The following is a 16,846-nucleotide window of genomic DNA, read 5'->3' as shown; positions in this document are numbered from 1 at the left end:
CGGCCGCCGCGATTGGCAATGCCGCACATTCTAACGGCAGGACCATGAAAAACAATCTGCCCCGGCAAGGTACCGCGGATTGCTGCGATCAGTCGCGGGGCGCTACGCCCATGGCCTGTTGCATCAGGCGCTGTTTCAGCGGGCGGGCGCGGTCCACCCCACGCATACCGACGTTGCGCAGCCAACGCAGCGGCAGGGCGGGCTGCTCGAACAGGCGCTTGAAACCGTCCATCGCCACCATCATGGCCAGGTTCTCACCCTTGCGCCGGCGCTGATAGCGCTTCAGCACCGCCAGACTGCCGGGGTCCTCGCCCCGCTGTCCTGCCCGCAGCAGCTCTTCCGCCAGGACGGCGACATCCTGCAGGCCCAGGTTGATCCCCTGGCCGGCGAGAGGGTGAATCGTGTGCGCGGCATCCGCCACCAGCGCCACTCCCGGCTTTATATAATCAACCGCGTGACGCTGGCGGAGCGGGAAGGCGTGGCGACGGGAACAGGCCAGTACCCGGCCAAGACGCCCCTCGAAGGCGCGTTCGAGGGCTTGGCAGAACGCCGTCGCTTCCAGGTTCATCAGCGCCTCCACCCGCTCCGAATCCACGGACCAGACCAGCGAGCAGAAATGCATCCTTGCGCCCCCGGGCAGCGGCAGGAAGGCCAGTGGCCCGGTGCTGAGGAACCGCTGCCAGGCCGTGGCCTGGTGATCGTGCTCAACCTGCACTGTGGCGACAATGGCGTGGTGGCCGTAGTCCCACTCGCGGGTGCGAAATTCCAGCATCTCCCGCACCCTGGAGTTGGCGCCATCCGCGGCCACCAGCAGCCCCGCCCGCAGCTGGCTGCCGGACTCCAGCTCCAGCAGCATCGCGCCCGCCGCGTCGCGACTGCAGGCGAGCAGCCGCTCCGGCGCGAGCAGGCGCACATCGGCGCAGGCCTGCACCCGGGCCAGCAGTGAGCGCACCAGGGCCCGGTTTTCCACGATATGACCGAGAGCGCTGGCACCTGCATCGTTGCTGTCGAACTCGATCGCGCCGGTACCGTCCGCATCCCACACCGTCATGTGGCGGTAAGCGCAGCTGCGGTAGTCTTCGATACCCTGCCAGGCACCCCACTGCGCCAGCAGGGCCTGCGAGCGGGGATTCAGGGCCACCACCCGCGGATCGAAATCCTCCAGCTCACGGCCCGCAGGCAGTTGCCCCGAATCCAGCGGCTGAGCCTCGATCAACACCACCGACAGGCCGTGGCCGGACAGCGCCAGCGCCAGGGCGCTGCCGGCGATACCGGCCCCGACAATCGCCACGTCGCAACCCGGCGACTCAGCCACGGACAGCCTCCAGGCCAGCGGCATGCTCGACAAAGGCGCGCTTCAGTGGGGTCGCCCAGTCCAGCCCGGACAGGGCAAGGTCGCGGGCCAGTGCCAGCATTGGGTCAGAGTGCATGAACAGCGCCGGCAGCCGGTCACTGAACTGGATGGTGCGGAGCTGGTCCGCGCGCTGCTGCTCTTGGTATCGCCGCAGCACCGTCAGCGCGCCGGGGCTCTCCCCGGCAGCCACCGCCGACGCCAGCACCCGACCCAGGGCGGCGATATCGCGCAAGGCGAGGTTGAAGCCCTGCCCGGCCACGGGATGCAGGGCGTGAGCCGCATTGCCCATGACCACCACACCGGCGCGCACCTGCTCCTCGCAATGCCTGAGGACCAGGGGATAGGCCTGGCGCGCCCCCGCCTGCTGCAGGCGCCCGAGGCGGTAGCCGAAGCGTTGCTGCAGGGCCGCCAGGAATTCGCTGTCGGAACAGGCCAGAAGATGTTCTGCCCGCTCCGGGGGCAGCGTCCAGACCAGGGCACTGCGTTTGCGCGTGCCCGCTGCCGGCAACAGTGGCAGCAGGGCCAGTGGCCCCTCGTCGGTAAACCGCTCGAAGGCGCAGCCCGCATGCGGCTGTGCGGTGGCGATGTTGCAGATCAGGGCGTGCTGGCGATAGGACTTTTCACTGCTGCCGACACCGAGACCTTGGCGCAGGCCCGAATCGGCACCGTCGGCGACCACCAGCAAGGCCGCCTGCAAACGCGAGGGGACGGCTCCTTCCAGCGTCAGCTCAACCCCGCCACTGACCGGCGTGGCAGCGACCACTTTCGCCGGGTTCAGCAGTTCCACCCGGCCCTGGTCGCGCAGGGCGTGCAGCAGCGCCTGGCCCAGCCAGGGGTTTTCAACCACATGGCCCAGGGCCTGCCAACCGTAATCCGCCGCCCGCAGCAGAGTACTGCCGAAATGGCCGCGGCTGGAAACGTGAATGGTGGCAATCGGGCACAGCCAGCGCTGCAGCGCGGGCCACAGCCCCATGGCCTGGTAAATCAGCTGCGAGCCGTAGCCGAGTGCGGTGGAACGGGCGTCGAATGAGGGATGGTAGTCCGGCATCCGGGCGGCCGGGGGTGGCAGGGCAAACCCTTCCACCAGCGTGATGCGGGTGCCCGGGGGCAACAGCCGACCCAGTTCCAGGGCCAGGCTGATGCCCACCATGCCGCCGCCGGCAATGACTATGTCCCGCTGTTCCGCCATGAGGTCAGCCCGCCATCAGCGCTTCAATCGCGTCGGGCTGGCGCGGCACCCCGTCGGTCAGGACCCGACAGCCCGACTCTGTCACCACGACATCGTCCTCGATCCTCACCCCGATCCCGCGCCAGCGCGGCGCAACCCGGGTATTGCCGGGGGCGATGTAGATACCCGGCTCCACCGTCAACACCATGCCCGCTTCCAGCTGCCGCCACTCACCGGCGACCCGGTAGTCGCCGACATCGTGGACATCCAGGCCCAGCCAGTGGCCGGCTCGATGCATGTAGAATTCCTTGTAGGCCTCGGCGGCGACCAGCTCCTGCACATCCCCCTGCAGCAGGCCGAGATCACGCAGGCCGCGGGTGATGACGTCGACCGTCGCCTCATGGGGCGCGTTCCAGTGATTGCCCGGGCGCACCGCCTCGATGGCCGCCTGCTGCGCCTCCAGCACGAGGGCGTAGATGGCGCGCTGCTGGCGGTTGAAGCGCCCCCCCACCGGGAAGGTACGCGTGACATCCGCGGCGTAACCCTGGTATTCGCAACCCGCGTCAATCAACACCAGCTCTCCCTTGCGCAGCGCCCTCGCATTCCCGGTGTAGTGCAGGATACAGCTGTTGGGACCGCTGCCGACAATACAGGGATAGGCCGGGTGGCGGGCCCCGCCGCTGGCAAATTCGTGCAGCAGCTCTGCCTCCAACTGGTACTCGAACACTCCCGGACGGGCGTGGCGCATGGCCCGGCAATGCGCCCGGGCGGTGATCTCTCCGGCGTGGGCCAGCAGTCGCAGCTCAGCCGCGCTCTTCTTCAGCCGCAGGTCGTGCAGCATGTGGTCGAGATCGGTAAATTCTCCCGGGGGCACCGCCCCGCTGGACTCCTTGCTGCGAATCAGGTTGACCCACGCCATGATCCGGCGATCAAAGTCGGCGCTGCGCCCCATGGAGTAATAGACCCGGTCACGCCCCTCGATCAGTCCCGGCAGGATGTCGTCGATGTCGCCTATGGGAAAAGCATCATCGGCGCCGTACTCTGCGCAAGCGCCCTCGGGACCGGCTCGATAGCCGTGCCAGAGTTCCAGCCTGGTATCGCGCTCGCGGCAGAACAGGACGAACTCACCGTGCCCGCGACCGGGCACCAGCACCAGCACCGCATCCGGCTCCGGAAAGCCGCAGAGATAGTGGAAGTCGCTGTCCTGGCGAAACGGGTACTCCGTGTCCCGGCTGCGCATCTGCTCTCTGGCGGCGGGAACAATCGCAATGCTGTTGGGCTCCATAAGCGCCATCAGGCGCTGTCGACGCCGTTCGAATTCACTCTTGCTGATTTTCACCAAAGTTGCGAACTCCCGTTCCGCCGGCCGCCGGGCAGGCCGTTAATGCAGGGAATCCTGGCCCCGGGCCGCCTTGTCCCGCTCTTCACCCCGGGCACGGCTATCGAGAAACACGTTGACGGCAGCAACCCGCATATACTCCACCAGCTCGGCGTAGCTGTTTTCCGCATCTTCGTCATCCTCCTGCTGGGCGTCCGCATCGGCCTGCGCCATGGCGGCAAAGTCGCGCAGTATCTCGGTGCTGTCACCGGGTAGTGTCTCGGCGCCGGTACCCGACACCGCAATGGCCCGGGCAAAACCGGCGAGGAAACCCTGGCACCAGTGCGCCAGACACTGGGTCCGCACCGCAAGTTCATGACTGTCATCCGGCAGCAGTGGGCAGAAGTCAAAGAGATCCTCGGCCAGGGCCTCACCGCTCAGTGTATACAGCTGCATGACCTCATCCGCCAGGTCACCATGCAGGTCCAGCTCCAGCGCCTGATTGACGGCGGCGAGCCCCGCACCGGGGTCTTCACTATGGCCTGCGGCCAGCAGACCGACCAGGCAACCGTGCAGTTCCGATGGTGACAGGGCCACCCCCTGCTCCAGCAATTGATCCGCCACTTCATCAAAAACAAACAGATCCGTTTCACCCGGCAACCTGTCAAACATCGAAGAAACCCCCGCAGCCTTCGCCGCACCTCGACCGAAAACTGCGAAAAGGCGGGCAGGCTATTGAAATATCGCAACTTTTGCTGCGTTGACCTGTTCCACAGGCAGCTCTATAGTAAGCCCTATACTCACACAGCCCAAGTACAGCGTCATGGCCGATACCCCGCTTCAGGCACTGGAGTCAAAAATAGACGAATTGATAGCCCTGTGCCGGGAACTCAATCGTGAAAACCAAAAGCTGAAGGTCGAAAACGACAACTGGCGCCACGAACGGGAGGACCTTGTCAGCAAGAACGAGCTGGCCCGGTCCAAAGTCGAAGCCATGATAGCCCGACTGCGGTCAATGGAGTAACGCTGGTGAATCCTGTCAACACAGTTTCCGTGCATATTCTCGATAAAGAGTACCAGGTCGCCTGCCCGGAAGAGCAGCAGGCTGAGCTGATAGTATCGGCCCGCTATCTCGACCGGCAAATGCGTGCCATCCGCGACAGCGGCAAGGTTATCGGGCTGGAGCGCATCGCTGTCATGGCGGCGCTCAATATCAGCCACGAGTTGCTGAAAGCCTCTGATCAGGGCGGCAGCTCCGCGGCGGCCGCGGGCCCGGACAACCAGGCTGTCCAGGGTCTGCAACGCAAAATCGACCAGGCCATGTACCAGCTACGGCAGCTGGAGATCAACTGAGCCCCAAGCGCGGCCCCGGATCGTGTATAATTCTCCCCGGATCCCTGGCATAGACGCCAGGCAGACAGTCCTCGAGCCGATAAGTCTGTACCCGGAGGATCCTCGTTGCTGTTGGTGTGCATGTCCGGCCCGTTCCGGAAAGCCTGAAACAGTGCAGGAACCTCCTCCTTGAACCGTCGGGTTCAGGGCAACTCTGCCAACGCTATGCCGGGAATCCATCTTCTTCCATGAGCCTTGAGCATCAGGCCAAGCCAGCCCTCCGCCAGCAGTTGCGCGAGCGCCGGCAGCACCTCGCTCCGGCCTTCAGGGCACAGGCGGCTACTGCCGCCGCCGCATTGGCCCCGGGCCTGCCCGGTTGGCTGAACACCCGCCACATCGCGATGTACTGGCCCGGCGATGGCGAACTGGACCCGCTGCCGCTGGCAGACGCCTGTCGCGAACAACGCCGCGCTCTCTACCTGCCGGTACTCGCTCCCGGGAAGCGGCTGCTGTTTCGCCGCTGGCAGGTGGCCACCAACCTCGTCCCGAATCGGTTCGGCATTCCTGAACCCGATGCGGACAGCCCCCATCGCGCTGCCGCCGGGATGGACATCATCTTCCTGCCCCTGGTGGGCTGGCGCAGGGATGGCTATCGGCTGGGGATGGGTGGCGGGTTCTACGACCGTACGCTCGGTGGCGTGGACCGTCCGTTGCGGGTAGGGCTGGGATTCGATTGCCAGGAGATCGTCGGCGGACCTGCGGCGGAACCCTGGGATGTGGGGCTGGACTACGTGCTTACAGAGACCGCTCTGCACCGCTGTGAGAGGGCGGCATCAGCATGACATACCGGCCTGGCCGGCCGCGCCTGGCCAACCGCGCGAGGGTTACTCGGAAATAATGACCCCGGCCTGTAGCTCAGACGCGGGCGCGGCCACCGTATCGTTGGCCGTCAAGGGCAACAGCATGGTAACAAGCACGCCGACGCCAAAGGCAGCGATGAGGACGAGAATAAAATCCGGCTTACTGTTCACGGCACCACTCTCAAAAAGTCCTGTTAAAACGATTTTTTTGGCATTATTTCACAAACGGGAACCGAGTTTAGCCCAGCGTTTCCCAAAATGAAACCCTGAATCCGCGGCAATCCACTGTTTTCGGGGCTCAGGGGCTGCCCACTACCCCATTTTGGGACTGCCGCAGGTACAGTTGATAGGCGCGGTTGCCGGTTTCCTCCCAATAGGGGTAACCCACCGCTTCCAGCACCTCGCGGAAATCGCGGCGTTCACCCCTGGGTACCTGCACCCCGAGCAGAATGCGGCCGTAGGCGGCGCCGTGGTTGCGGTAGTGGAACATGGAAATGTTCCAGCGCTGCCCCAGCCCCGACAGGAACTTGAGCAACGCTCCCGGGCGCTCGGGAAATTCAACCCGGTACACCACTTCGTTTTCCAAATGGGCAGGGGCGCGACCGCCGACCATATAGCGGATATGCAGTTTCGCCATCTCGTTTTCGGTCATATCCTCGGTGGCATAGCCCTGCTGCTGCAGATCCGCCAGCAATTCGGCGAGGTCGTCGCCTCCCGGCACCACCGACAGGCCGAGAAATACCAGCGCGGCACCGGGATCCGAGTAGCGGTAGTTGAACTCGGTGATATTGCGGCGCCCGAGAGCGCTGCAAAAAGACCGGAAGCTGCCGGGGCGCTCGGGAATGGTGACGCTGATAACGGCCTCCCGATGCTCGCCAATCTCGGTCCGCTCGGAGATATAGCGCAGGCGATCGAAATTGGTATTGGCCCCGCTGACAATCGCCAGCAGATCCTGGCCCTGGACGCCGGTGCGCTCCACATACTTCTTCAGTCCCGCCAGAGCCAGCGCGCCGGCTGGCTCGGCGATGCCGCGGGTGTCCTCGAAGATATCCTTGATGGCGGCGCAGATTTCATCGGTACTCGCAGTGACGACTTCGTCCACCGTGTCGCGGATAACGCGAAAGGTCTCCTTGCCGATCTGGGCCACGGCACAGCCATCGGCAAACAGGCCCACTTCCGGCAGGATCGCGCGACGGCCTTTCTGCAAAGCCAGCTGCAGGCAGGCAGCGTCCTCGGGCTCAACCCCGACCAGGCGGGTTTCCGGCCAAACGTACTTGATGTAGGCGGCGACCCCGGCCAGCAGGCCACCCCCGCCTACCGGCACAAAGATGGCGTCCAGAGGGCGCGACAGCTGGCGCACAATCTCCATGCCCACCGTGCCCTGGCCGGCGATCACGTCCGGATCATCGAAGGGGTGCACGTAGACCATGGATTTCTCTGCCACCAGTTTCTGCGCGTAGACCGATGCCTCGTCGAAGGAGTCGCCGTGCAGGACCACCCGGGCGCCGCGGTTGCGCACAGCGTCCACCTTGATCTGGGGTGTGGTCCGGGGCATGACGATAATGGCCTTGACCCCCATGTGCTGCGCCGCCATGGCCAGGCCCTGGGCGTGGTTGCCCGCCGAGGCCGCAACCACACCACAGGCCAGCTGCTCCGGGGACAGTTTCTGCATCTTGTTGTAGGCGCCGCGCAACTTGAAGGAGAAAACCGGCTGCAGGTCCTCGCGCTTGAACAGGACCCGGTTGCCCAACCGCCGGGACATCAGCATCGCCTCGTCCACCGGTGTCTCCCGCGCCACGTCATAGACGCGGGCGTCGAGTATGCGCTTGATATAGGACTTGGGCATGGGAACTGCTATCCAGAGAAAAGCCAGCGCACCATGGTAATGGAGCCAGCGGGTATTTTCAGCTCCGATACCACGCCCGCGGCAGGTATTTTTCGTGTACTGCCACACTTCCTCTCTTATACTGCCGCCCACACTGGCAATGGCGGGAGCGGCAGGCAATGACCCAGGACGAGCTGAAACAGGCAGTTGCAAACGCAGCGCTGGACTACATCCGGCCCCATCTGGAGAGCAATACCGTGCTCGGCATAGGTACCGGCTCCACCGCCAATCTGTTTATTGACAGCCTCGCTGCCCTGCGCGGTCAGGTGAACGCCACGGTGGCCAGTTCCGACGCCTCCGCCGAGCGCCTGCGCCAGCACGGCATCCCGGTATACGATCTGAATACCGTCGACCAGGTCGATTTCTACATCGATGGCGCCGATGAGAGCAACTCCGCCCTGCAGCTGATCAAAGGCGGCGGCGCAGCGCTGACCCGGGAAAAGATCGTTGCCGCGGTTGCCCGCACTTTTATCTGCATCGCCGATGAGAGCAAGCTGGTCCACACCCTGGGGCAGTTTCCCCTGCCGGTGGAAGTCATCCCCATGGCCCGCAGCCACGTCGCGCGGGAACTGGTAAAGCTGGGTGGCGACCCTGTCTACCGCGAAGGCGTGATCACCGACAACGGCAACATCATCCTCGACGTACACAACTTTTCCATCCCGCAGCCGCTGGCAACGGAAGCGAAAATCAACAACATCGCCGGGGTGGTCAGCAACGGCCTGTTTGCGCTGCGACCGGCGGATGTGCTGCTGCTGGGCACCGCCCAGGGCGTGAAAACGCTGCGGGCGTCGTGAGCAGAGCTAGAGGTCGAATATCTTCCCGGGGTTCATGATCCCCCGGGGATCAAAGGCCTGCTTGATCTGGCGCATGATCGCGATCTCTGCCGCGGACCGGGTGTAGTGCAGGTAGTCTTTCTTCAACAGTCCCACCCCGTGTTCCGCTGAAACGCTGCCCTCGTAGCGCTGCACGATCTCGAACACCCAGCGACTGACCTCGCCACAGCGCAGCTGGAAGTCAGCCATGGGCAGCGCGTCGGGCTTGAGTACATTGAGGTGCACGTTGCCGTCCCCGATATGGCCAAACCAGACGATCTCGAAGTCCGGATAGGCACTGGAGACCACCGCGTCCACTTCCGCCAGGAAGTCAGGCACCCGGGCAATGGTGGTACTGATATCGTTCTTGTAGGGAGTCCAGCGCGAGATGGTCTCCGAAATGTCCTCCCGCAGACGCCACAGGGCCTGGGCCTGCGCCACACTCTGGCTCACTACTCCGTCGATCACCCAGCCCTGCTCCACACAGTGTTCAAACAGAGCCATGGCCTGCTCCATGTCCGCCGCCGTGGTCTGCTCGAACTCCAGCAGGGCGTAGAAGTCAGCCTCGGTTTCGAAGGGCCGCTGCAGGCCCTGGTGGGCAACAACCTTCTGCAGCGCCAGCTCGGAAAAGAACTCGAAGGCCTGCAGGTCCATGGCCCCCTGATAGGCCTCCAGCACCCGCATCACGGCGGTCATGTCCGTGACTCCCAGCACCAGCACTGCGAGATCTTTCGGCGGTCGCCCCAGTTGCATGGTGGCTTCGACCACAATGCCCAGAGTGCCCTCGGCGCCGATGACCAGCTGCCGCAGGTCGTAGCCGGCATTGTTCTTGACCAGGCCCCGGTTCAGGTCCAGCAATTCCCCGGTGCCAGTCACCACCTTCAGCCCCGCTACCCAGTCACGGGTCATCCCATGCCGGATCACCTTGATGCCGCCGGCATTGGTGGAAATATTGCCGCCTATCTGGCTGGACCCGCTGGAGGCGAAGTCCACCGGGTAGAACAGGCCCTGCTCCTCCGCAAACGCCTGCAGCTGGGCGGTAACCACCCCGGCACCGCAGCGCACCGTGCGGTCGATGGGGTTGAAGTCAGCGATGCGGTTGAGCCGGTCCAGGGCGACCACGATCTCGCCATTGCAGGCCACCGCGCCGGCGCTGAGGCCGGTGCGTCCGCCGGAGGGCACGAGGGCCAGCTGGTGTTCCACCGCCAGCCGAACCAGCGCCTGCACCTGTGCGATGTCGCCCGGCAGCACGACCGCGGAGGGCGCCGGGGTGTGGACCCGGGTCCAGTCGCGGCCGTACCGGGCAAATGCTTCGGCATCGGTGAGGACGCGTTCAGCGCCAACACAGGCCTGCAACGCCAACAGGATATCAGGGCTGATCGGGGTCACTCGGGGGCTCCTCGGCAGGCGGGATCAGGGGACTCAAAACGAGCGCCATATGTTAGCATATGCGCCCTCTTATCTTCCTGCCCACAGTGCATAGCCCCGGGAGCACCGACGCTTATGGCGCCCAAGTCGCTAGAGAAAAGCAAGATCAAGTTCCTCCTGCTGGAAGGGGTGCACCCTTCGGCTGTCGAGACCCTCCGCAATGCCGGCTACGAGAATATCGAGCTGCACCAGAAAGCGCTGGCACCGGAGGACCTGAAGGCCGCCATCGCCAATGCCCACTTCGTCGGCATCCGCTCGCGGACCCAGCTCACCGAAGAAATTTTTCAGGCCGCCCGCAAGCTGGTTGCGGTGGGCTGCTTCTGCATCGGCACCAACCAGGTCGACCTCAGCGCTGCCACCCGGCGCGGGGTCGCCGTATTCAATGCACCGTTCAGCAATACCCGCAGCGTAGCGGAGCTGGTGATCGCCGAGGCCATCCTGCTGCTGCGCGGTGTCGCCGCGAAAAACGCCGCGGCCCACCGGGGTGAGTGGCAGAAAACCGCGGCCAATTCCTATGAAATTCGCGGCAAGCGCCTCGGCATCATCGGCTACGGCAACATCGGCATGCAGCTGGGCGTGATTGCCGAGGGCCTGGGCATGCAGGTGCAGTTCTATGACGTGGTCAGCAAGCTGCCCCTTGGCAACGCCCGCCAGCTGCCCAACCTGGAGCAACTGCTGGCCCAATCCGAGGTGGTCAGCCTGCACGTGCCCGAGACCCGCACCACCCGCAACATGATCGGCGCGAGCCAGTTGGCGCAGATGCCAGCGGGCAGCATTCTCATCAATGCCTCCCGGGGTACGGTGGTGGATATCGATGCCCTCGCCGACAGCCTGGCCAATGGGCATCTGGGCGGGGCGGCCATCGATGTGTTCCCGGTCGAACCGCGCTCCAACGACGACGAGTTCATCTCCCCGCTGCGGGCCTTCGACAATACCTTCCTGACCCCTCACATCGGCGGCAGCACCGTGGAAGCCCAGGCGAACATCGGGGTGGAAGTAGCGGAAAAGCTGGCCCGCTACAGCGACAACGGGACCAGTACCTCCTCGGTCAACTTCCCCGAGGTGGCGCTCCCGGAACACGAGGGCAGCCACCGCCTGCTGCATATCCACCACAACGTGCCGGGGATCATGAGCGCCATCAACCGGGTTTTTTCCGAGAACAATGTCAATGTGTCCGCACAATTCCTGCAGACCAACGATGCCGTCGGCTATGTTGTCATCGACGTCGATGCCGAGTACTCGGATGTGGCCCTGGAAAAACTGGCCAGCATAGACGGTACAATCCGCAGTCGCGTACTATTCTGAGATTCGGGCGCCCGCCAGCGGGCGCATTTTCCATCGCAACGAGGGTTGAGCTATCACCTTGGCGGCGAACACCAAGAACCAGTTTCTCGCCGAACTGGTCGCGACCCATGGCACCGCCCTGGAGCGCTACCTCGCGCGCAAGCTGGACAGCCCGGAGGACGCCGCCGAGGTCGCCCAGGAGGCGTTTCTGCGCCTGCACCGCCTGGAGGCCCCGGAAACGCTCGACAACGCCAGGGCCTTCCTGTTCCAGGTGGCCACCAACCTGGCCCTGGACCAGCTGCGGCGGCGCAAGCTCCACCTCCAGTTTGTCCGCGGCGAGCGCAACCAGGCCGCCGATAGCGGACCGCGGGATGCCAATGCCAGCGGTGCATCACCGGAGCACATCCTGGGCGCAAGGCAGAAGCTGGCGCTGATTTTCGCCGCCGTCGAGGAACTGCCGGTCAACGTTCGCCAGGCCTTCCTCCTGCACCGGCGCAACGGACTCTCCTACGGGGAAATCGCCGACGCCATGCAGGTGTCGGTGTCCAGTGTGGAAAAATACATCCTCCAGGCCCTGCAGCACTGCCGCAAGCGCCTGGCGTCGCTGTACCCGCCCGAGGAGGGCGGATGAACAGCGTAAATATTTACTTGAGGGAACTTCGATCTTTCTCGTTACACTAATAGCTATAAGACAGGGATGGGTCCGTTGCGGATTGTCAACACTGCGCTAGCTTTACAAACCGCAACCGGGCCGGGGATGAGATGAACCAAACCTTTACACGACAGTTCGAGCGGGATTGCGACGCGGCCATGGGCTGGATTGCGCGCTTTCGCGGCGATGATGCCTGCGAGCAGGACCACCGCGAGTTCGCCCTCTGGCTGGCCGCCGACGCCAGTCACCGGCAGGCAATGGACCTGATGCTGGAACTGTGGGACGACCTTGGCAGTGTCCGACACCTGCCGTTCGAGGAGCCCCTGCACGCCACACCCCGCAGCTCGCGGCGGCAGTGGCTGGCGGGAGCGGCCGCCCTGGCGGCAGGGCTGGTGCTGGCAATAATCGTCCTTCCGACCGGAGACCAGCAGGTCTACTCGCAGGAGTTCCAGACCGCCCAGGGTGAAAGAGCGACCTTTACCCTGGATGACCAGTCCCGCATCACGCTCAACACCGCGAGCCGGGTCGAAGTTGAATTCAGTGACTCCGGGCGCCAGGTCGCGCTGCTGCGGGGCGAGGCCTACTTCAATGTGGAACCCGACACCGAGCGGCCGTTCCGGGTGGATACCGGCAACGCGGTGGTAACCGCCGTCGGCACTGCCTTCAATATCTACCGCCGGGAGGACGCCACTGACATCGCAGTGACCGAGGGCGTCGTCCAGGTTACCGAGTCGGCACAGGCCGGGCGCAGCGCGCGCTCGACCATGCTCCACGCCAACGAGTACCTGCAGGCATCGAATACCGGTCTCGGCAGCACTCGCCAGATCGACCCGGCTCCGCTCACAGCCTGGCAGCACGGCGAGATCATCGCCAGGGAAATGCCGCTGCTGGAACTGACCCGCGAACTGGCCCGTTATACCGATACCCGCATCGTCATCCGCGACCGGGACGTGGCCGACCTCACGGTCTCCGGCGTGTTCAACCTCGATCACCCCGCCAGCGTACTGCAGGCAGTCGAGCTGAGCCTGCAGTTGCAGGTAGTGCAGCTGGACGAGGGCACCGTGCAGTTGCTGAAACCCCGCCAGTAGGATATAACACTACCTTTCCAGCCCGATTTCCGGGCCGCGGTAATTTCTCCTGATTTATCAGTGAGTTGCAACAACAAACGGGCAGGGTCCGAGAATGCTTGCCGAGTCCCGGGCGACAAGATGCATCGCGCAGGGTATCGTTTCGGCATGGCTGGCGATAGCCGCCGCTTGTGGCTGGGCGCAGGACCCGCGCCCAGCCAGCGTCCCCTCCTATTTCTTCGATATTCGCGAAAGCTCCCTGTCCTCGGCACTGCTGCAGTTCAGCCGCCAGAGCGATACCCCTATCGTGTTCTCGGATCGGCTCACCCGGCACCTCGCCGCCCCGGAACTGGTGGGCAATCTGCGGCGGGACGCGGCCCTGGCGCAACTGCTGGCCAGCAGCGGCCTCAAATGGGAGCTGATTGACGAGCGCATCATCGCAATATACGCCGTCAACTGCGGGAACGGCCCCTGCAACGACCCCGAGCAGACCAGCGCACTGTTCCCCGTCTACGAACCCGGCATGGAAGAGACCTACGTCTATGGCAGCAGCCTGACCGGCTCCCGTATCCGCCGCGACCCCAACCGCTTCAGCGCGCCGGTCGACGTGTACGCCCGCTCTGACATCGAGCGCAGCGGCGCCCAGACGCTGGGCGAGCTACTCAAGTTCGTGCCCGCGGTTATCGGCAACTCCACCAGTACCGCGATATCCAATGGCGGTGACGGCACTGCGACCGTCACCCTGCGCGGCCTCCCCGCCAGCAACACGCTGATTCTCATCAACGGGCGCCGGGTCGCCAACGACGGCCTGTCCGGCGAATCAGTGGATCTCAACAGCATTTCACCGGCCGCTGTGGAACGGGTGGAAATCCTCAAGGACAGCGCCTCTGCCATTTACGGCTCCGATGCCATCGGCGGCGTGGTCAACGTGATCATGAAGCGCGATTTTCACGGGGTACTGGCCGAAACCTACTACGGCGAGAGCAGCCGCGGCGACCTCACCACCACCACCCAGACCCTGCAGTACGGCACCAGTTTCCGCGACGGCGGCCTGTTCCTCAGCGCCTCTCACTATGAGCAGGAACCCCTGTTCAGTCGCGATCGCGCGGTCTCGCGCAGTGCCGACACCCGCGCCCTGGGAGGCACCGACCAGCGCTCCAGCGCCACAGCGGATGCCCGCGTGGTCCTGCCCGATGGCCAGAGCCTTATCGCTACCGGCGAAGGCAGCTATCGGCCGACCGGCCCCGACGACCTGTTCGATTTCCAGGCCTTTACCACGGCTGTCGTGCCGATGCGCCGCAGCAGTGTCTACGCCAGCGCCAACCGGGATCTGACGCCGCAGGTTACGGCCACTCTCGAGGCCAGCTACCTGCAGACCAATGCCCGTGCCACGCTGGCCCCTACGCCGATATTCACGGGTTTCGAGCAGACTCCGCTGACTGTGGCGGCGACCAACATCTACAACGATTTTGGCACCGATATCACCGATGTTCGCCGCAGGCTGGTCGAATTTCCGGCCCGGACCCAGCGCAATGAATCCCGGGTCGGGCGCGTCAGCGCCATCCTCGAGGGCCTGTACGCCGACTGGCACTGGGATCTGGGCGTCAACTGGAGTCGCAGCGAGGCCACCGAAACGGTGACCAACCTGGTGGATGCAGAACGCCTGCGGCGTGCCCTCGGGCCCGCCGATCGCTGTCTCGGTGCAACTATCGACGGCTGCGTGCCGGTGGCCATCATGGGGCCCGCGGGCAGCATAGGGCCGGAGCAGGTCGACTACCTGCGTGTAGCCGGTGAAACCAACGGCTACTCGTCGCTGTCCAGCGCCGCCATCAACCTGAGCAACGCCCTGTTGCATCTGCCGGCGGGCCGCGGCGACCTGGCACTGGGAGTGGAGTTCAGGCACGAGGCCACCTCCAAGCGGCCCGACGCCCGCCTGGCCAGCCTGGGCACTATCGGCGCCACCAATTTTGAAGCCACTCGCGGCAGCCGCAAGATCATCGAACTGTACGCCGAGTCCCGGCTCCCGATCTGGAACAGTGCCAGCGGCGGTCGCAGTCTGGAACTGGAGGCCGCCCTTCGCCAATCGAACTACAGCGATTTCGGTGCCAGCACCAACCCCAAACTGGGGCTGAAACTGCAGCTGGGGCCCTCTCTGACCCTGCGCGGTGGCTATGCGCGCGGCTTCCGGGCCCCCAGCCTCAATGAGCTCTATGAAGGCAGCAAAGAACAGCAGGCCTTTCTCAGCGATCCCTGCACCCAGGCCGCCAACATCGGCGTGCTGCCGGGCTGCACGCAGCGGGCGGACCCGACCCGCAACCAGTTCCTGACCGTCAAGGGCGGCAATCCGAACCTGGAGGCAGAGACCTCCGACTCCCTCAGTGCAGGGCTGGTCTGGATCCCGGTGCGAATACCCGGACTGCGGCTGAGCGCAGACTACTGGGAGATCAAGCAGGACGACGTGGTATCGTCCAGCGCCCAGTTCATCATCGACCAGAACGCCCGCAATGGCCGGTTCGCCGACCGGATCAACCGGGATGGACTCGGCAACCTGGTGCGGGTCGAGGCCAACAACATCAATATCGGCAAGCGACGGATACGCGGGGCCGACCTGGGTCTCTCCTACCACTTCCCCGACCAACCCTGGGGACAGCTGTCGATTACCGGCAGCGGCGCCTGGATTCGCGAGTACCTGGCCCAGCCCGACCCCGGCGCAGCGGCCGTTGACCTGGCCGGCACCTTCCTGGATGAAGCCTCCGACGGGCTGGGAGGCATCCCCGAGTGGAAGGGTCAGCTCGGGATACGCTGGAAACGGGAGCGCTGGGAGGCCAACTACGAGATCCAGCATGTCAGCGCCATGCGGGAAACCCTTCCCGGCAGCAGCCAGCAGCGAACCATCAGCGACTGGACCGTGCACGACCTGCAGCTCAGCTACGTGTTCGACCTGTGGTCCGGGCTGCGCCTGACCATGGGCGTGGACAACGCCCTCGACGAGCCGGCCCCTTTGGCTGCCTCCGCGTTTAACGATAACATTGACGCCCGAACCCACGACCTCAAAGGCCGCTTCTGGTACACCCGTATCAGCCAGCGCTTCTGACCCACGGAGCCCGCCCCATGCGCCACCCACTCCTCGCCCCACTCCTGTTCAGCGCAGCCTGCCTCGCGGCCCCACTCATGGCAGCGGAGACCTTCCCCGGGGTGGAGAAACTGATGTCGGCGGAGCAGTTCGAGGCGGCGGGCCTGCACAAGCTGACCCCGGCCGAGCGGCAGGCCCTGGATCACTGGCTGGTCAGCTACACCGCCGAGGAGGCACCGGCAATGCTGCGCAGTAACCCGGAGGTGCGCGCGGCGGAGGAATCGATCCGCATTGAGGCCAGGATCAAACCTCCCTTCGAGGGCTGGTCCGGTGAAACCCTGTTCTACCTGGACAATGGCCAGGTCTGGCGCCAGCGCCTCCGGGGCCGCTACTTCCACCGCGGGGAAGACACCGCCGTGGTGATCGAAAAGAACCTGCTGGGCTTCTACAAAATGACCGTGGTGGCCTCTGGCAAGTCCATCGGCGTGACCCGTCTCAAGTAACCCCCGGCTTGCGATTTCACTCCCGGGCCCCGGAGGCTCGGGAAAATTCCGGTAATTTGCCGGGTTCCCTCGTGATTACGTGAATTTGTCACAAAACCACGGGGGAACTT

16 protein-coding genes and 1 other RNA gene are annotated in these 16,846 nt (G+C 64.7%); 10 read left to right on the top strand and 7 right to left on the bottom strand.

All coding sequences use genetic code 11. From position 1 onward, the window contains the following. Positions 1-88 precede the first annotated feature (88 nt). The 4 genes from RJQ10_RS08750 to RJQ10_RS08735 are packed head-to-tail and all read right to left on the bottom strand — an operon-like array spanning position 89 to position 4,512. Positions 89-1,315: a UbiH/UbiF/VisC/COQ6 family ubiquinone biosynthesis hydroxylase gene (locus tag RJQ10_RS08750; RefSeq protein ID WP_350145653.1), complete on the bottom strand. Its 1,227-nt coding sequence runs from the start codon at positions 1,313-1,315 to the stop codon at positions 89-91. Then, the gene (gene ubiH, locus RJQ10_RS08745) at positions 1,308-2,543 is read right to left on the bottom strand and encodes a 2-octaprenyl-6-methoxyphenyl hydroxylase (RefSeq protein ID WP_350145651.1); all 1,236 of its coding nucleotides are present in this window, start codon (positions 2,541-2,543) and stop codon (positions 1,308-1,310) included. Before ubiH ends, RJQ10_RS08750 begins: the two co-directional genes overlap by 8 nt. Before the next feature lie 4 nt (positions 2,544-2,547). After that, the gene (gene pepP, locus RJQ10_RS08740) at positions 2,548-3,861 is read right to left on the bottom strand and encodes a Xaa-Pro aminopeptidase (protein ID WP_350145649.1); all 1,314 of its coding nucleotides are present in this window, start codon (positions 3,859-3,861) and stop codon (positions 2,548-2,550) included. Between the two features lie 42 nt (positions 3,862-3,903). Then, a complete protein-coding gene (locus tag RJQ10_RS08735; protein WP_350145647.1) occupies positions 3,904-4,512 on the bottom strand; it encodes a UPF0149 family protein in 609 nt (202 codons plus the stop codon). 151 nt (positions 4,513-4,663) lie between these two features. Here RJQ10_RS08735 and RJQ10_RS08730 point away from each other — a divergent pair, with 151 nt between their 5' ends. The 4 genes from RJQ10_RS08730 (at position 4,664) to RJQ10_RS08715 (ending at position 6,014) form a co-directional block, all read left to right on the top strand. Beyond that, entirely contained in the window at positions 4,664-4,864 is a 201-nt protein-coding gene (locus RJQ10_RS08730; protein ID WP_350145645.1) for a TIGR02449 family protein, read from the top strand. A 5-nt stretch (positions 4,865-4,869) separates the two neighbouring features. Further along, complete coding sequence (locus tag RJQ10_RS08725) at positions 4,870-5,193, top strand: cell division protein ZapA (protein WP_350145644.1); 324 nt, start codon at positions 4,870-4,872, stop codon at positions 5,191-5,193. Between the two features lie 38 nt (positions 5,194-5,231). Next, positions 5,232-5,411: non-coding RNA, 6S RNA (gene ssrS / locus RJQ10_RS08720), on the top strand. 9 nt (positions 5,412-5,420) lie between these two features. Next, the gene (locus RJQ10_RS08715) at positions 5,421-6,014 is read left to right on the top strand and encodes a 5-formyltetrahydrofolate cyclo-ligase (protein WP_350145643.1); all 594 of its coding nucleotides are present in this window, start codon (positions 5,421-5,423) and stop codon (positions 6,012-6,014) included. Positions 6,015-6,056: 42 nt separating this feature from the next. On the opposite strand, the gene RJQ10_RS08710 is transcribed toward RJQ10_RS08715, so the two are convergent. After that, the gene (locus RJQ10_RS08710; protein ID WP_350145642.1) at positions 6,057-6,203 is read right to left on the bottom strand and encodes a hypothetical protein; all 147 of its coding nucleotides are present in this window, start codon (positions 6,201-6,203) and stop codon (positions 6,057-6,059) included. A 127-nt stretch (positions 6,204-6,330) separates the two neighbouring features. Next, complete coding sequence (gene ilvA / locus RJQ10_RS08705) at positions 6,331-7,878, bottom strand: threonine ammonia-lyase, biosynthetic (RefSeq protein ID WP_350145641.1); 1,548 nt, start codon at positions 7,876-7,878, stop codon at positions 6,331-6,333. A 158-nt stretch (positions 7,879-8,036) separates the two neighbouring features. Between ilvA and rpiA the strand changes: the two genes are divergently transcribed. After that, positions 8,037-8,711 carry a ribose-5-phosphate isomerase RpiA gene (rpiA, locus tag RJQ10_RS08700; RefSeq protein ID WP_350145640.1) on the top strand — a complete coding sequence of 225 codons (675 nt, stop codon included), beginning with the start codon at positions 8,037-8,039 and terminating at the stop codon, positions 8,709-8,711. A gap of 6 nt (positions 8,712-8,717) precedes the next feature. Here rpiA and RJQ10_RS08695 read toward each other — a convergent pair whose 3' ends face one another. Beyond that, positions 8,718-10,118 carry a D-2-hydroxyglutarate dehydrogenase gene (locus RJQ10_RS08695; protein WP_350145639.1) on the bottom strand — a complete coding sequence of 467 codons (1,401 nt, stop codon included), beginning with the start codon at positions 10,116-10,118 and terminating at the stop codon, positions 8,718-8,720. A 114-nt stretch (positions 10,119-10,232) separates the two neighbouring features. Here RJQ10_RS08695 and serA point away from each other — a divergent pair, with 114 nt between their 5' ends. The 5 genes from serA (at position 10,233) to RJQ10_RS08670 (ending at position 16,736) form a co-directional block, all read left to right on the top strand. After that, on the top strand, positions 10,233-11,462 hold the full coding sequence (gene serA / locus RJQ10_RS08690; protein ID WP_350145638.1) for a phosphoglycerate dehydrogenase: 1,230 nt from the start codon (positions 10,233-10,235) through the stop codon (positions 11,460-11,462). Positions 11,463-11,520: 58 nt separating this feature from the next. After that, on the top strand, positions 11,521-12,072 hold the full coding sequence (locus RJQ10_RS08685; protein WP_350145637.1) for an RNA polymerase sigma factor: 552 nt from the start codon (positions 11,521-11,523) through the stop codon (positions 12,070-12,072). Between the two features lie 131 nt (positions 12,073-12,203). Beyond that, positions 12,204-13,181, top strand: a complete 978-nt coding sequence (locus RJQ10_RS08680) for a FecR family protein (RefSeq protein WP_350145636.1) — start codon at positions 12,204-12,206, stop codon at positions 13,179-13,181. 94 nt (positions 13,182-13,275) lie between these two features. Next, complete coding sequence (locus RJQ10_RS08675; RefSeq protein WP_350145635.1) at positions 13,276-16,254, top strand: TonB-dependent receptor; 2,979 nt, start codon at positions 13,276-13,278, stop codon at positions 16,252-16,254. Between the two features lie 17 nt (positions 16,255-16,271). Further along, the gene (locus RJQ10_RS08670) at positions 16,272-16,736 is read left to right on the top strand and encodes a hypothetical protein (RefSeq protein ID WP_350145634.1); all 465 of its coding nucleotides are present in this window, start codon (positions 16,272-16,274) and stop codon (positions 16,734-16,736) included. Positions 16,737-16,846: the final 110 nt, after the last annotated feature.

This window comes from Haliea sp., assembly GCF_040222615.1.
In the GTDB taxonomy this organism is placed as follows: domain Bacteria; phylum Pseudomonadota; class Gammaproteobacteria; order Pseudomonadales; family Halieaceae; genus Haliea.
The sequence above is the reverse complement of the archived record's forward strand: the minus strand, read 5'-3'. Positions and strand labels throughout refer to the sequence as shown.

Bases quoted from the DNA above. Each gene is read 5' to 3' on its own strand.
- ubiH (WP_350145651.1), bottom strand. From the start codon at position 2,543: ATGGCGGAACAGCGGGACATAGTCATTGCCGGCGGCGGCATGGTGGGC.
- rpiA (WP_350145640.1), top strand. From the start codon at position 8,037: ATGACCCAGGACGAGCTGAAACAGGCAGTTGCAAACGCAGCGCTGGAC.
- serA (WP_350145638.1), top strand. From the start codon at position 10,233: ATGGCGCCCAAGTCGCTAGAGAAAAGCAAGATCAAGTTCCTCCTGCTG.
- RJQ10_RS08675 (WP_350145635.1), top strand. From the start codon at position 13,276: ATGCTTGCCGAGTCCCGGGCGACAAGATGCATCGCGCAGGGTATCGTT.
- RJQ10_RS08715 (WP_350145643.1), top strand. From the start codon at position 5,421: ATGAGCCTTGAGCATCAGGCCAAGCCAGCCCTCCGCCAGCAGTTGCGC.
- RJQ10_RS08680 (WP_350145636.1), top strand. From the start codon at position 12,204: ATGAACCAAACCTTTACACGACAGTTCGAGCGGGATTGCGACGCGGCC.
- RJQ10_RS08670 (WP_350145634.1), top strand. From the start codon at position 16,272: ATGCGCCACCCACTCCTCGCCCCACTCCTGTTCAGCGCAGCCTGCCTC.
- RJQ10_RS08730 (WP_350145645.1), top strand. From the start codon at position 4,664: ATGGCCGATACCCCGCTTCAGGCACTGGAGTCAAAAATAGACGAATTG.
- ilvA (WP_350145641.1), bottom strand. From the start codon at position 7,878: ATGCCCAAGTCCTATATCAAGCGCATACTCGACGCCCGCGTCTATGAC.
- RJQ10_RS08735 (WP_350145647.1), bottom strand. From the start codon at position 4,512: ATGTTTGACAGGTTGCCGGGTGAAACGGATCTGTTTGTTTTTGATGAA.